Source organism: Aminobacter aganoensis, from assembly GCF_014206975.1.
Classification (GTDB): Bacteria; Pseudomonadota; Alphaproteobacteria; order Rhizobiales; family Rhizobiaceae; genus Aminobacter; species Aminobacter aganoensis.
Map to the genome: position 1 here is coordinate 105050 of NZ_JACHOU010000008.1, position 15570 is coordinate 120619.

At 65.6% G+C, this 15570-nt stretch carries 10 protein-coding genes; 6 read left to right on the forward strand and 4 right to left on the reverse strand.

What is annotated here, in order from left to right:
- Positions 1-214: 214 nt before the first annotated feature.
- Both GGR00_RS16620 and GGR00_RS16625 read left to right on the forward strand, forming a co-directional pair.
- A complete protein-coding gene (locus GGR00_RS16620) occupies positions 215-1669 on the forward strand; it encodes an aldehyde dehydrogenase family protein (RefSeq protein WP_055975101.1) in 1455 nt (484 codons plus the stop codon).
- A 113-nt stretch (positions 1670-1782) separates the two neighbouring features.
- Positions 1783-2772 carry a methionyl-tRNA formyltransferase gene (locus GGR00_RS16625; protein WP_184700036.1) on the forward strand — a complete coding sequence of 330 codons (990 nt, stop codon included), beginning with the start codon at positions 1783-1785 and terminating at the stop codon, positions 2770-2772.
- An 88-nt stretch (positions 2773-2860) separates the two neighbouring features.
- Here GGR00_RS16625 and torT read toward each other — a convergent pair whose 3' ends face one another.
- Positions 2861-3943, reverse strand: a complete 1083-nt coding sequence (torT, locus tag GGR00_RS16630) for a TMAO reductase system periplasmic protein TorT (RefSeq protein ID WP_246441413.1) — start codon at positions 3941-3943, stop codon at positions 2861-2863.
- A 44-nt stretch (positions 3944-3987) separates the two neighbouring features.
- Between torT and torS the strand changes: the two genes are divergently transcribed.
- On the forward strand, positions 3988-6906 hold the full coding sequence (gene torS, locus GGR00_RS16635; RefSeq protein WP_184700037.1) for a TMAO reductase system sensor histidine kinase/response regulator TorS: 2919 nt from the start codon (positions 3988-3990) through the stop codon (positions 6904-6906).
- A gap of 15 nt (positions 6907-6921) precedes the next feature.
- Here torS and torR read toward each other — a convergent pair whose 3' ends face one another.
- Positions 6922-7656, reverse strand: a complete 735-nt coding sequence (gene torR / locus GGR00_RS16640; RefSeq protein WP_055975111.1) for a two-component system response regulator TorR — start codon at positions 7654-7656, stop codon at positions 6922-6924.
- A 212-nt stretch (positions 7657-7868) separates the two neighbouring features.
- Between torR and GGR00_RS16645 the strand changes: the two genes are divergently transcribed.
- From GGR00_RS16645 to GGR00_RS16655, 3 genes are all read left to right on the forward strand, one after another.
- Complete coding sequence (locus tag GGR00_RS16645) at positions 7869-8795, forward strand: ABC transporter substrate-binding protein (RefSeq protein ID WP_082496532.1); 927 nt, start codon at positions 7869-7871, stop codon at positions 8793-8795.
- 104 nt (positions 8796-8899) lie between these two features.
- Positions 8900-9928, forward strand: coding sequence for a quaternary amine ABC transporter ATP-binding protein (locus GGR00_RS16650; RefSeq protein ID WP_184700038.1), 1029 nt, complete (start codon positions 8900-8902; stop codon positions 9926-9928).
- Complete coding sequence (locus GGR00_RS16655; protein ID WP_210315046.1) at positions 9925-11910, forward strand: ABC transporter permease; 1986 nt, start codon at positions 9925-9927, stop codon at positions 11908-11910. Before GGR00_RS16650 ends, GGR00_RS16655 begins: the two co-directional genes overlap by 4 nt.
- Positions 11911-11953: 43 nt before the next feature.
- On the opposite strand, the gene GGR00_RS16660 is transcribed toward GGR00_RS16655, so the two are convergent.
- Together GGR00_RS16660 and GGR00_RS16665 are read right to left on the reverse strand one after the other, a co-directional pair.
- Positions 11954-12421 carry a TetR/AcrR family transcriptional regulator gene (locus tag GGR00_RS16660; protein ID WP_082496533.1) on the reverse strand — a complete coding sequence of 156 codons (468 nt, stop codon included), beginning with the start codon at positions 12419-12421 and terminating at the stop codon, positions 11954-11956.
- Positions 12418-15564 (reverse strand): efflux RND transporter permease subunit, encoded by a 3147-nt coding sequence (locus GGR00_RS16665; protein ID WP_184700039.1) that lies wholly within the window; start codon positions 15562-15564, stop codon positions 12418-12420. Before GGR00_RS16665 ends, GGR00_RS16660 begins: the two co-directional genes overlap by 4 nt.
- Between the last annotated feature and the right edge of the window lie 6 nt (positions 15565-15570).

Consider the following 15570-nt stretch of genomic DNA (forward strand, 5'->3'; position numbering starts at 1 on the left):
GCAGCCAAATAAGATATGACTTTCATATCATATCTTGTCGGGTTCCAAACCGGCAGTCGGGATCATGTCTCAGGCCAAAAAGTTAGGCAACATATATCTTATTCCCATGGGAAAATATCTTTCCTACGGTGAGATCAGTCTCCCGGCGGTGGTTGGAGGAATCGATGCTCCGATCGGGAAATAGGAAATAAAGTTCATATGTGGAGGATGACCCGTGGTATACGCCTTTTCCGACTGGACCCAGAAGCTGTTGATTGACGGCAAGCGGGTCGACGCGCTTTCCGGCCGCACCTTCGACACGCTCGACCCCTCGACAGGCAACGTCATCGCCAGGATCGCCGAGGCCGACGCCGCCGATGTCGACGTTGCCGTACGCTCCGCCCGCGCCGCCTTCGAGGGCGAATGGGGCCGGATGCGCGCCAGCGAGCGCGGCCTGCTGATGCTCAAGCTGGCCGAGCTGATCCGCCAGAACGAGGACGAGCTGGTCAACCTGGAAAGCCTCGACAGCGGCAAGCCGGTGTCGGCCATCCGCCGCCAGGACCTGCCGGCGGTCATAGACACGCTGGTCTACTATGCCGGCATGGCCGACAAGATAAACGGCCAGGTCATCCCGGCGCGCCAGGACGCGCTGACCTACACCGTGCGCGAGCCCCTCGGCGTCGTCGGCGCCATCATCCCGTGGAACTTCCCGCTGATGATCGGCATGTGGAAGATCGCGCCGGCGCTGGCCTGCGGCTGCACCGTGGTGCTGAAGCCGGCCGAGATCACGCCGCTCACGGCGCTGCGCATCGGCGAACTGGCACTCGAGGCCGGCTTCCCCGCCGGCACGCTCAATGTCGTGCCGGGCTTCGGCAAGATCGCCGGACAGGCGATCGTCGACCATCCCGACATCGACAAGGTCACCTTCACCGGCTCGCCCGTCGTCGGCCGCCAGATCCTGCAGGGTGCCGCCAGCAACCTGAAGCGGGTTACGCTGGAACTCGGCGGCAAGTCGGCCAACATCATCTTCCCCGACGCCGACCTCGACGCCGCGGTCAAGGCAGCCGGTGCCGGCATCTTCTTCAACACCGGCCAGGTCTGCTCGGCGGGGTCGCGCATCCTCGCCCATGAATCCGTCTATGACGAGGTCGTCGAGCGCCTGGCAGCGCGTGCCGCGTCCACCCGCATCGGCGACCCGCGCGAGACCTCGACCGCCATGGGCCCGTTGGTCTCGGAAGTGCAGATGAAGCGCGTGCTCGACTACATCGAGATCGGCAAGAAGGAAGGCGCTGCCCTGGTCGCCGGCGGCAGCCGCCATGGCGACACCGGCTACTACGTCCAGCCGACCGTCTTTGCCGGCGTCGAACACGAGATGCGCATCTCGCAGGAAGAGATTTTCGGCCCGGTCGCCACCGTCATCAGGTTCAAGGACGACGACGATGCCCTGCGCATCGCCAACGGCACCGTCTACAGCCTCGCCGCAGGCGTCTGGACCGGCGACATCGCCCGGGCCCATCGCTTCACCCGGCGCCTGAAGGCCGGAACCGTGTGGGTCAACACCTACGGCCCGACAGACATCAGGTTGCCATGGGGCGGCGCCCGCGATTCCGGCTTCGGCCGCGAGCATGGCGACATGGCGATCGAGAATTTCACCGAGCCCAAGGTCGTCTGGATCAACACCGGCCGCTGACACGGCGCCTCGCCTGAGGGCGGGGCGCTCCCCAATCCCTGAGGAAATCCGGCAGCCCTGTCCACGGCAGGGACCGGAGAAGCTTTGCCAAGATTCTGGAGGAGTACAGCATCATGCGAATTGCAATCATCGGACAGCAGGCATTCGGACAGAGCGTGTTGGAGGCGTTCCTGGCGCGCGGCGATGAGGTCGCCGGCGTCTTCTGTGCGCCGGAAAAGACGGGCGCCAGGCCAGACCCGCTGCGGCTTGCGGCGGAAAAGGCCGGCCTGAAGGTGTTTCAGCTTCCGAGCCTCAAGGGCGAGGCGGCGGAAAACGCGCTGCGCGCGCTCGATGTCGATCTCGCCGTCATGGCCTATGTGCTGCAGTTCGCACCGCAGGCTTTCATCAACATCCCCCGGCACGGCACCATCCAGTACCACCCCTCGCTGCTGCCCAGGTACCGCGGCCCGAGCTCCATCAACTGGCCGCTGATCAAGGGCGACACCGAGACCGGCCTCACCATCTTCCGACCGACCGACGGCCTCGATGAGGGCCCGGTGATCCTGCAGAAGACGGTCGGCATCGGTCCCGACGACACGCTCGGCAGTGTCTATTTCGACTGGCTGTTCCCGCTCGGCGTCGACGCCATGCTGGAGGCGGCGGACCTGGTCGTCGCGGGCAAGCACAGCGAAACCGAGCAGGACGAGAGCCAGGCCTCCTACGAGGGCTGGTGCAAGGACGGCGAAGCCAGGATCAACTGGAGCGCCCACATCGACGCCGTGCACAATCTCATCCGAGGCTGCGACCCCGCGCCGGGCGCATGGACCACGGTCAACGGCACCAAGGTGCGGCTGTTCGAGGCGCGCAAGCATCTCGTTCGCCGGTTCGAGGACGTCACCGGCAAGCCCGGCAAGATCGTCTCGATCGGCGAGCGCAGCATCGGCATATCGGTGCAGGGTGGCGTGGTGGAGATCTTCAAGGTCCGCACCGAAGCCGGCCAGAAGCTTTCCGGTGCAGGCCTCGCCGAGGCCCTCGGCCTGAAGCCGGGCATGAAGCTCGGCACCGACACACCGGCACCAGTGCAGGCCCCTGCGCCATCGAAGACAGCCGAACCGGTCAGCTGAATATTTCCCCCGCGTCGGCCGAGGCCGACCATCCTCCCGCGAAGCCGCCGACGATCGCCTCCCCTGACTGTTACGCGGTCACGCCGTCTCACTGGACCTGGAAGGTCGGCTTGAACCAGGCCGGCGCCAGGCTTCGCTCGAGGTCGAGCGACTGCACATTGGTCCGGTCGACGATCTCGACCGGCGGGCCAACATGGCGATAGCGCAGCGTGCCTTCGATCGCCCGGATCGCCTGGTCGATGGCGATGCGGCCCTGCAGCGGCGGCGAGTCGGTCGGCGCGGCTACGACCTTGCCACGGTTGATTTCGCGGAAGGTGCCGTGGGTGAAATAGTCGGCCAGGATCCGCACCTGGTTTGCCCGGCCCTGCGCCCTTAGGATACTGACCGCGGCGTCGGCCGTCGGCGCGCTGCCGACGATGTAGTCGATGTTGGGCTGCGTCTCGAGCAGTTCCTCGATCAGCAGCAACTGGATCTCCACGCCCGTGTCGCCCCATTTGACGGCTGCGATCTCGGCCGAGCTCTGCTTCAGCGCATCCCGGAAACCAGCTTCGACGAACTTGACCCAGCCGGCCCCCTTGGGACCTGGAAACCAAGCCACCCTGACCGGCATGGTCCCGGCCGGGTGAAGGCGGGCAAGATAGGCGCCGATCGACCGGCCCATCTCCTCCCACGAAACCCCCGACTTTGCCGTGATTCCGGCGTCGTCGATGTCGTTGACCGAGGCGATGACCGGGATGCGGCGGGCGATTTCCTTGATTGTCGGCGTCAGCCCCTCATAGGACACGGTCCCGACGATCAGGGCGTCGGCGGTGGCGCTGCAGGTCCGGATCTGCTCGATCTGGCGGTCGAGATTGGGGTAGCCTCCGGCCTCGACGACGGTCAGCCTCACGCCCGCCGAACGCGCCTGCTCGACCATGCCGTAGTTGACGCTGACCCAGTAGGAATCCTTGAGATGCGGATAGGAAGCGCAGATGCGCCAGGCTTTCGCGGCCTTCGCCACCGGCTGGTAGTCGATCGTCGTCGCCGGCCGGGAATAGCCGAACGGCTCCGCCCACGCGTTGAGCTTCCATGTGCCGGCGACATCCTCGGCCATGGCCTGCTGGCCGCAACCAAGCGCCAGGAAGACGGCGGCGAGGAAGCTGAAGCGATCAGGGCGTGCCGGCAATTTCATCGGCGCAAGCTAGACAGCTTACGCCGGCAGCGCAAATATGGACCATGCTTCATCGTTTCGGCATCGGCGGAAGGCTGTTCCTCGCCTTCCTGTGCATCACGGGATTGTCGCTGTCGTCGGGCATCGCCAGCTGGCTGATCCTGCGCAACATCGCCGACGCCCAGGCCGTGGTGAACGCCCAGGCGCTGCCCGCGGTGGCGGCAACCCAGCACACCGCCGAACTGAGCGCGAAGCTGATCGCCACCGCCCCCGCCCTTGCCGCCGTGCGTTCGCCCGACGAATTGCTGGCCGAGCAAGGCAAGCTCTCGACGCTGTCGCAGGAACTCGTCAAGTCGCTGACCGAGGTCAGGCGGTTGTCGATCGATCCCCGGCTCGTCGAGGAATTTGCCGGCTCGGTCGAAAAGATGCTCGCCAACCTCAAGCAGAACAACGAGCTGGTGCGGCAGCGGCTGGACGAGGACAAGGCCTACCGCGAGGGCGCCGAAGCGGCGGCAACAGCTGCCCAGTCGATCCTGCTGCTGTCCGAGACCTTGATCTCCAACGCATCTGCCGGTGCCTCGGCGGTGACGGCCAATCTCTACGGCCTGATCGGCGATCCCGCGCGCCGGGAAGACGCCTACACCGCCGTCGACCGGCTGATCGAGCACGACATCTATCTGATGGAGCGCATGTACGAGCTGCGCCACCGCAGCGCACAGGTCAGCCTGCTGATCAACCGGCTCGGCCGGGCGGAGTCGCGTTCCGAAATCAGCGAGATCAGCGGCATCTTCCAGGACCACATGAAGGTCATCCGCCGTCGCATCCTGAGCATCGACGATCCGGTGCGGCGCAAGCAGGGTGTCGCCTTCTTCAGCGCCATCGAGGCGGCCGCCGGCGAGGTGCCGGTTTCGGGCTCCATCTTCGGCCGCCGCCAGCAGGTCATCGACCTCGCCGACAGGCTCGACGCCATGGCCCAGGCCAATCGCGATCTCGCCGTGACCCAGAACCAGGTCGCCCGCGACATCCTCGATCGCTCCGACGAGTTCGCGAGGACGACGGCCGACCGCGCCGACGACGCCGTCCGCATCGGCGTCATCGTGCTCGTCGTGACTTTGCTCGGCGCCATCCTCGCCTCGGGCGCGATCGTCTGGCTCTATGTCGAGCGCAACCTTGTCCGCCGGTTGAGCGGCCTGTCGCGCGCCATGCAGCGGCTGACCGCAGGCGATCTCGATGTCACAGTCACCGATACCGGCGACGACGAACTGCGCACCATGGCGGTCGCCGTCAACCAGTTCCGCGACGAGTCGCGCCGCCGCCTCGAACTGGAGCAGGAGCGCGAACGCATCACCGACGAACTCCGGCGCCACCGCGAGGAACTCCAGCAACTGGTCGAGGAGCAGACCGAGCAGATCAGGCAGGTCAACACCCGCCTGCGCCAGGAGGCGATCGACCACGACCAGGCGCGAGCGCGAGCCGAACAGGCAAGCAGCGCCAAGTCGGCATTCCTCGCCACCATGAGCCACGAGATACGGACGCCGATGACCGGCATGCTCGGCATGATGCGCCTGCTGGCCGACACCCGGCTTGGTCCGAGGCAGCGCGAGCACCTTTCGGTGGCGGCGAATTCGGGCGAGGCGCTGCTCGGCATCCTCAACGCCATCCTCGACTACTCCAAGGTCGAGTCGGGCAATGTCGCCGTCGAGAAGGTCGACTTCGACCTGTCGAAGCTGGTCACCGGCGTCGTCGCCTTCATGCGCCCGATGGCGACGGAAAAGGGCCTCGACCTGTGGCTCGAAATCGACCCGAAGCTGGCGCCTGCCTTTAGCGCCGACGCCGGCAAGATCCGCCAGGTCCTGTTCAACCTGGTCAGCAACGCGATCAAGTTCACCGAGCAGGGCCATGTCCGGGTCAAGGTAACGGTCGCCGCCGGCGCCAGCCAGGCGCAAACGGTGCGTCTCGCCGTGTCGGACACCGGCATCGGCATTTCGCCGAAGCGCCAGGAAGACATCTTCCAGGCCTTTACCCAGATGGACGCCTCGATCACCCGACGCTTTGGCGGCACCGGACTGGGGCTGGCGATCAGCCGCGAATACGCCCGGCTCATGGGCGCCGATCTCTCGGTCAGTTCGCGCCAGGGCGCAGGCAGTATCTTCACGCTGGAGGTGCCATTGCGGAGGGCCGCCATCGAGGCCGGCCTACCCGCCGTCAAAAGCCGCCGCTCGCGCAAGGCCGCGGCCTCGCCGCGCAATATCCTGCTGGTCGAAGACGACGACGCCACCCGGCTGGTCTCGACCACGTTGCTGTCCCAGGCCGGCCACCGTGTGAAGGCGGTAAGCTCAGGCTACCTTGCCCTGGAAGCCATCGCCGACTTCCGGCCCGACATCCTGGTGATGGATGTCAGCCTGCCCGGCATCGACGGCATCGAGACGATGAAACGGCTGCGCGCCGCGCTCTCGGCGCCCGACCTCCCCGTCGTTGCGATGTCGGCGCATGTGTTCAGGTCGGACATCGACCGCTATCTCGACTCGGGCGTCGATGCCTTCGTGGCAAAACCCATCGTCCACGAACAGCTGCTCGACGCCGTGGCAGCACTTGCCGGCCGCCCGGCCTCGGCCAGAAAACCCGTCGCCGCCTTCGACGCCGCCGCCTGCCAGGCCGATCTCGACGCACTCGGCCCCGAGACGGTGCGGCGGCTGCATCGCATCGCCCATGACAGCCTGCCCGGACGCTTCAAGTCGATGCACGATGCGCTGGAAGCCGGCGACCGCAAGACCATCGGCGACCTCGCCCATGCGACGCGAAGCTCGGCCGGATCGCTCGGTTTTCCGCGCCTGCTGCAGGCGGCCGAGGCGCTCGAAGCAGCGGCGGCCGACGAACCCGTCGCCGGGCTGAAGCGCAGGGTCAAGGACTGCGAGGCGGCCTTTGCCGAGGGCACGAAGCAATGGCAGACGTTGCTGGAGGCCGACCCGGCGCATTCGGCCTGACGGCAGGCCCTGGCCTCAGAAGCTTGCCGACGCGCGCACCATCTGGTGTGCATCCGGCGCGAAGAAATAACCCTCGCCATGGGCGGTGACGATGATGCGCGGCGTGCGCGGATTGTCGTTCAGCTTCTGCCGCAGCCGTCTGACCAGCACATCGACCGTGCGGTCGCTGGCGTCCCATTCGCGCCGCGAGATCTCGTGCAGAAGGCGTTCGCGCGACAGCACCTGTCCCGGATTGGCGGTCAGCACCGATAAGAGCTTGAATTCGGCGCCGGTCAACTCGATGAAAGTGCCGTCGTCAGCCTGCAGCGTGCGCCGCGCGACCTCCAGCGTCCAGCCGTAGAAATGGCGAGTGCCCGAGGCCACGGGGGCCAGCCGTCCCTTGCCGACGCGGCGCAACAGGCCCTTGACCCGGGCCAGCAGCTCGCGATGTTCCACCGGCTTGGTGACATAGTCGTCGGCGCCGATCTCGAGCCCAACGATGCGGTCCACCGTGTCGGTCCGGCCGGTGACCAGGATGATGCCGACGTCGGAGCGTTCGCGCTGCTCGCGGGTCAGCTTGAGGCCGTCCTCGCCGGGCAGATTGATGTCGATCATCAGCAGATCTGCCGGATGCCTGCCCATGATGGCCCGCATCTGCTCGCCGTCGCCCGCCTCGCTGACCTTGTAGCCCTCGGCCAGGAAGTAGCCGGCAAGCTTCGCCCGCGTGACCGGGTCGTCCTCGACGATCACGATGTGGTGCTGAGCCCGCATGCCATCTTATCCTCCCAAGCCCTGATTAACATCTTTTCACAAGTCAGACCACGACTTTTACACCCCGCCCGACACCGGTTCACTTCTCACGGCTATGTTTGCTGGGCTGGAGTGGAAACAGGTCCACAGAGACCGACCTCCGCATCCCGTGGGAACAATCGCAACACAAAGGAAAGGGAGGTTCAATGAGGAATTTCACGAAGTCCGCAACTATGGCCACGATTCTGGCTTTTGCTACGGGCACGGCATTCGCCGAGGATTCCACTGACCCCATCAAGATCCCGACGCACAACTGGTCGAGCCAGATCGTCGGCGCCCACATCGTCGGCAAGCTGCTCGAAAAGGGCGGCGCCAAGGTCGAATACGTTTCCGCCGACAGCCAAGTCGTCTACACCGCGCTCTGCGAAGGCGACGTCAGCCTCGTGCACGAAGTCTGGGAAGGCGCCTTCGGCGTCGCTTTCCAGAAGGTGGTCAAGGAAGGTTGCGTCGTCGATGCGGCCACCCACGACGCCAAGACACGCGAGGAATGGTGGTACCCGACCTATGTCGAGGAAGTCTGCCCCGGCCTGCCGGCATGGGAAGCGCTGAATGCCTGCGCCGACAAGTTCGCCACCGCCGAAACCTCGCCGAAAGGCCGCTTCCTCGGCGGTCCGGTCGACTGGCTGAAACATGACTCCGAACGCGTCGAAGCCCTCGCCATGAATTTCGAGGTCGTCAACGCCGGTTCGGCTGCAGCCCTCTGGGCCGAGCTCGATTCCGCCGTCAAGCGCAAGGAGCCGATCGTCCTGTTCAACTGGACGCCGAACTTCGTCGAAGCGCTGTACGACGGCAAGTTCGTCGAATTCCCGGCCTTCGACCCCAAGTGCAAGGACGATCCGGCCTGGGGCAGCAACAAGGACCTGAGCTACGACTGCGGCAACCCGAAGGACGGCTACCTGAAGATCGCCGCCTGGAAGGAATTCCCGACCAAGTGGCCCAAGGCCTACGCCATCCTGCAGAAGATCAACTTCTCCAACATGGACATCGCGGTTCAGGCAAAGCTTGCCGACATCGACAACATGGAGCCCGAGCAGGCCGCCGACAAATGGCTGGCCGACAACGAGGCTCGCTGGAAGGCCTGGCTGGGTTCCGCCAGCTAACCCTGCACCAAACGACATCGCGTGGTGAAAGTGGCGCTTGCAGCAGCAGGCGCCACCTCGCCCCTGCACACCCATCGGCCACCTTGGCGAGAGGCAAACTCGACATGACCGAAGCAAAAATCGCATGCCGCAATCTCTGGAAGCTCTACGGCGCCGACCCTGCCGGCTTCCTGAAACGCCACGCCGGCAACCCCTCGATCGAAACCATCAGGGCCGAAGGCTACGTTCCCGCCGTCCGCAACGTGTCGTTCGAGGTCATGCCGGGCGAAATCCTTGTCGTCATGGGCCTGTCGGGCTCGGGCAAGTCGACACTTCTGCGCTGCCTCGCACGCCTGGTCGAGCCGACCTCCGGCGAGGTCATGTTCGAGGGTCGCGACATCCTTGCCGCCAGCGAGCGCGAGCTGATCGAGATCAGGCGCCACAAGATGGGCATGGTCTTCCAGCACTTCGCCCTGCTGCCGCACCGCACCGTGCTCGACAATGTCGCCTTCCCGCTCCAGGTCCGCGGCACCGACCGCCAGAAGCGCGAGGCCCGCGCCCGTGAAGTGATCGAACTGGTCGGTCTGAAAGGCCGCGAGGCCTACTATCCGCGTGAGCTCTCCGGCGGCCAGCAGCAGCGTGTGGGCATCGCCCGTTCGCTCGCCGTCGGTCCCGACGTCTGGTTCCTCGACGAGCCCTTCTCGGCACTCGACCCGCTCATCCGCCGCGAGATGCAGGACGAGTTCCTGCGCCTGCAGAAGATGCTCAACAAGACCATCGTCTTCATCACCCACGATTTCGACGAGGCGATCCGTGTCGCCGACCGCATCGCCATCATGAAGGATGGCGTCGTCGAACAGCTTGGCACCGCAGAAGAACTGGTCACCTCCCCGGCCACGCCCTACGTCGCCGAATTCACCCGCAACGTTTCTCACGACCGCTTGCTCTCGGTGGGCGCCGTCATGGCGCCGGCAGCCGCCCGCAAGCCGGATGCGGCAGCCGTCCAGGTCGAGGCGCTTCTGGCGAGCGTCGCCCGCCAGGTGCTGTCGTCGGAACGCCCGGTCGACGTCGTCGACGACGGCGGCGCCCTTGTCGGCACCCTCAGCCGCGACAGCCTGCTCGATGCACTCTACGGCAAGGAACAGCACGCATGAGTGCCGCGATCCTGACCCGCGCCACCGAGATGGAGCCGCAAAAACCCCTGGCGTCCCTGACAAAACCGCTGCTCGTGGTGCTGCCCTTCATCATCCTGCTGCTGGCAGCCTCGCTGCTGCCCGGCTGGGCGGTCAGGGTTCCCGCAGGCTGGACCGTCCCGTTCGTCGACTGGGCGAACACGCTGATCGAGCACATGCGCGATGACGCCATATTCGGGCTGTTTTCGTTCCGCGACCTGACCCGCGCCATCGCCGAACTCATCACCTGGCCTCTGGCCTTCGTCGAGGGCCTGCTGGTTTCGGGCTTTCCGAAGATCGGCCTGGCAGCGATGCCATGGGTCATGACCGCAGGCCTGTCCGGCGTGCTCGGCTGGTATCTGAAGGACTGGCGCCTCGGCCTGCTCTCAGCCGGATGCGTGGCCTACATGGCGATCTTCGGCAAGTGGGAGCTGTCGATGATCACCCTTTCAGTGGTTCTTGTCGCGGCCCCGATCGCCGGGCTCATCGGTTTCCTGATCGGTATCCTCGCGGTCAAGAAGCCGTGGTTCGAGGCACTCGTCGTGCCGCTGCTCAACGTGTTGCAGTCGCTGCCGCACTTCTCCTACCTGATCCCGATCGCCGTGTTCATCGGCGTCGGCCACAAGGCCGGAACGATCGCCACCGTCATCTTCGCCATCCCGCCCATGGCGCGCCTTACCATCCTCGGCCTGAAGGGCGTTGCCGAGGAAGTTCGCGAGGCCGGCAAGATGGCCGGCTGTACCCGCTTCCAGACATTGTGGATGGTCGAGATCCCGTCCGCTCGCCAGCCGCTCCTGGTCGGCGTCAACCAGGTCATCATGCAGTGCCTGGCAATGGTGGTGATCGCATCCTTCGTCGGCGCCCGCGGCCTGGGACACGATCTCCTGTTCCGGCTCCAGGCGCTGAAGATCGGCCAGGCGCTGGAAAGCGGCGTCGCCATCGTCCTGATGGCGATCACGCTCGACCAGTTGAGCCGCGCTGCCGCCCACAAGGAGCCGTCGCATGTCGCGGACGCCACTCTCCTGCAGCGCTTTCCGTTCCTCGTGGCTTCCGTGCTGGTCGTCATGGCGTCGCTCCTGCTGGCCGCGATCACGCCCTATGCCCAGGCCTGGCCGTCCGAACTTGCCCTCAGCACCGCACCGCTCTGGGATGCGCTGGTCGACTGGGTCACCGTCACCTTCTACGACCCGCTGCAATATGTCCGCAACGCCATGCTGCTCTACGTGCTGATCCCGGTGCGCGACCTGTTCCAGAGCATTCCCTGGACGGCGATGGTCGCGCTCGTCGCCGCGGCAGGCTGGTCGCTCGGCGGCTTGCGCCTCGCGCTCACCGTCTCCGGCTTCGTGCTGTTCATCGCCTTCGCCGGCTACTGGGAGCGGTCGCTGATCACCGCCTACATGGTGACGGTCGCCGTGCTGATCTGCATCCTGGTCGGCCTTCCGATCGGCATCTGGGCATCGCGCAGCGAACGCCGCACTGCCATCGTCAAGCTGCTGTGCGACACCTTCCAGACCTTCCCGTCCTTCATCTACCTGATCCCCGTGATCATGCTGTTCAAGGTCGGCGACGTCGCGGCGATTTCAGCGATCATCATCTACGCGATGATCCCGATCGTCCGCTACACGATCTTCGGGTTGCGCAACGTACCGTCCGAAATCGTCGAGGCCGGCATCACCTCGGGCTGTACCAGGCGGCAGCTGCTGTGGAACATCCGCATGCCGCTCGCCTTCCCCGAGATTATGCTCGGCATCAACCAGACAATCATGTTCGCGCTGTTCATGGTCATCATCGCTGCCTTCATCGGCACCAAGGACATCGGCCAGGAGATATTCCGCGCCCTGACCTTCAACGATGCCGGCAAGGGGCTGGTGCTCGGCCTCTGCGTCGCCTTCATGGGCCTCACCGCCGACCAGCTGATCACCGCCTGGGCGGCCCGCCGAAAGCAGCGGCTCGGCCTGTCCTAGAAACTCGGGCCCGGCGGGCGCTTGCGCCTCCGCCGGGCCCACCTCAGCGTTCGCGCAGCATCAGCCGGTTGGCAAAGCCGCAGGTCAACGCCAGTCGCGTCGTCCGCTGACCGCTGCCGCCAGGCCCGGTGCACCGGATCCCGATCCGCGAGTTGATCGTTTCGAGCAGCGCCGTATCCTCTGCCGCCGCGACCAAGGCCGCGACAGCCAAGGGATCGACGTCGTCGGGCGCCCCTTGGTCTGCTCCGCCAGCCTTCACCATGTTTCCGTCATCGGCTGCGTCGGCATAATGCCTTAGCATCGCCCGGATCAGCTCGCCCTTGGTCGAGAAGTGGTGCAGCAGCCCGCCCTTGCTGATGCCGGCCTGGCGGGCAACGGCATCGAGGGTGACCTTGCCGAAGCCGTTTTCCAGCGCCACGCAAACCGCCGCATGGAACAGGCGCTCCTTTTGCTCGAGCCGTCGCACGAGTGCTGTCCGTCCGGATGCCGGCCGGCTGGCGGAACCGGTCATTCCGCCGGCACCCGTTCCGCCTCGGACGCATCTGTGCCCGCCTGCGCTTCCGCCTTGCCCCGCCGCGTCAGCTTCATGACGGCGACGAAGAACACCGGCACGAAGAACACGGCAAGCACGGTCGCCGAGATCATGCCGCCCAGCACGCCGGTACCGATCGCGTTCTGGCTCGCGGCGCTGGCCCCGGTGGCGATGGCCATCGGCACGACGCCGAGGCTGAAGGCCAGCGACGTCATGATGATCGGCCGGAAGCGCAGCTTGGCCGCTTCCACCGTCGCATCGAGCAGCGACATGCCCTCCTTGCGCAGGTCCTTGGCGAACTCGATGATCAGGATCGCGTTCTTGGCCGACAGGCCGATGATGGCGATCAGGCCGACCTTGAAGTAGACGTCGTTGGGCATGCCCATGACCATCACCGCCAGCACCGAGCCAAGCACGCCCAGCGGCACGACGAGGATCACCGACACCGGGATCGACCAGCTCTCGTAGAGTGCCGCCAGAAGCAGGAACACGAACAGGATGCTGAGCACGATCAGGGCCGGCGCCTGCGAGCCGGACTGGATTTCCTGCAGCGACTGGCCGGTCCATTCATAGCCGAAGCCGGCCGGCAACTCGTCCGCCAGGCGCTCCATCTCCGTGATCGCCGCACCCGAGGAATGGCCCGGCGCCGCCTGGCCGCTGATGCGCACCGCAGGATAGCCGTTGTAGCCAACGACCTGCGCCGCGCCCTTCTGCCATTCGACGCTGGCGAACGACGACAGCGGCACCATACCGCCATGGGCGTTACGCACGTTGAGGCTCATGAGGTCCTCGGTTTGCATGCGCCGCCCTGCATCCGACTGCACCGTCACGCGCTGCATCCTGCCGGCATTCGGGAAGTCGTTGACATAGGCCGAGCCGAGATTGGCCGAGATCGTCGAATTGATATCGGCGAAGCTGACGCCGAAAGTGTTCGCCTTCTCGCGGTCGATCAACAGGTTGACCTGCGCCGCATCGGGCATGCCTTCGACGCGCAGGCCGGTGATGACGTCGCTGTCCGCCGCGGCCGCCATCAGCTGGTCGCGCGCGGCAGCCAGCGCCGCCTGGCCCCGTCCCGACCTGTCCTGCAGCCGGAAGGTGAATCCGTTGGACGTGCCGAGGCCCTGGATCGGCGGCGGCGACAGCGCGAAGGAAACGGCGTCCTTCATCTGGAACAACGCCTTGTTGGCCCGGCCGGCGATGGCCGCAGCCGAGTTGTCGTCGTCGCGTTCGCTCCAGTCGTCCAGCGTCACGAAGGCCAGGCCGGCGTTCTGGCCGGCGCCCGAGAAGCTGAAGCCGTTGACCACCACCATGCGGTCGACCGCCTCCTCGCCCATGAAGATCGTCTCGACATTCTCGGCGATCGCCCGAGTGCGGTTGCTGCTCGATTCCGGCGGCCCCTGGATGTCGACGATCAGGAAGCCCTGGTCCTCATTGGGCAGGAACGACGTCGGCAACTGGATGAAGGACCAGCCGAGGCCGACCAGCAGCGCCAGGTAGATGACCATGAAGCGGCCCGTACGCTTGACGATCCATCCAACGCTGGAAGTATAGCTGCGCGTCGTCCGGTCGAAGCCACGGTTGAACCAGCCGAAGAAACCCTTCTTCTCATGGTGCCCCTTGGCGACCGGCTTCAGGAAGCTGGCACAGAGCGCCGGCGTCAGCGACAGCGCCAGGAAACCGGAGAACAGGATCGACACCACCATCGTCAGGCTGAACTGCCGGTAGATGACACCGACGGCTCCCGGGAAGAACGCCATCGGCACGAACACCGCCGTCAGCACCAGCGTGATGCCGATGATCGCACCGGAGATCTGCTTCATCGCCTTGCGCGTCGCCTGGCGTGGCGACAGCCCCTCTTCGGCCATGATGCGCTCGACATTTTCGACCACCACGATGGCATCGTCGACCAGGATGCCGATGGCCAGCACCATCGCAAACATCGTCAGCACGTTGATCGAGAAGCCGGTCGCCAGCATCACCGCGCAGGTGCCGAGCAGCGCCACCGGCACGACCAGGGTCGGGATGACCGTGTAGCGGAAGTTCTGTAGGAACAAAAACATCACAGCAAAGACGAGCAGGATCGCCTCGATGAGGGTGCTGATCACCTTCTCGATGGACACCTTCACGAAAGGCGAGGTGTCGTAAGGGATCGCGTATTCCAGCCCCTCGGGGAAGAAGCGCGACAGCTCCTCCATCTGCGCCCGTACCGCTTCCGATGTCGCCAGCGCATTGCCTGTCGGCGACAGCTGCACGGCAATCGCCGCGCTCGGATTGCCGTTCAGCCTGGTCGAGAAATTGTAGTTCTCGGCGCCGACCTCGATCCGCGCCACGTCGGACAGCCGCACCGAAGAGCCGTCGGGATTGGCGCGCAGCACGATCGAGCCGAACTCCTCGGCGGAGGTGAGCTGGCCCTTGACCAGGACGGTAGCCGATATCTGCTGCGTGATCGGGTTGGGGTCGGCGCCGATGCGGCCGGCGGCGACCTGCGCGTTCTGGGAGCGGATCGCGTTGGTGATATCGTCCGACGTCAGGTTCAGGCCGACCATCTTGTCGGGGTCGATCCAGATGCGCATCGCGCGCTGCGTCGCAAACAGCTGCGCCCGGCCGACGCCGTCGATGCGGCGGATTTCGCTGAGCACGTTGCGGCTCAGATAGTCGCCAAGGCCGACGACGTCGAGCGAGCCGTCCGTCGAGGTCAGCGCCACCATCATCAGGAAGCCGCTGCCGGCCTCCTCGATGCGGATGCCGACCTGCTTGACGACCTGCGGCAGCCGCGGCTCGACGCGGCGAACCGCGTTCTGGATGTCGATCGAGGCCTGGCCGCTGTCGGTTCCCGGCGCAAAGGTCGCGGTGATGCTGACCATGCCGGAGGAATCTGAAGTCGATTCGAAATAGAGCAGACCGGGGACGCCGTTCAGCTCTTCCTCGATCGGCCGGGTGACGCTCTGGTAGATATCTTCAGGCGCAGCGCCGGCATAGGTCGCGTTGATCGAGACCTGTGGCGGCGCGACGTTCGGATATTGCGCCACCGGCAGGAACGGAATGGCGATGGCGCCGGCGAGCATGATGAAGATCGCCACGACCCATGCGAAGATGGGTCGATCGATGAAGAACTGAGGCATGTCTGA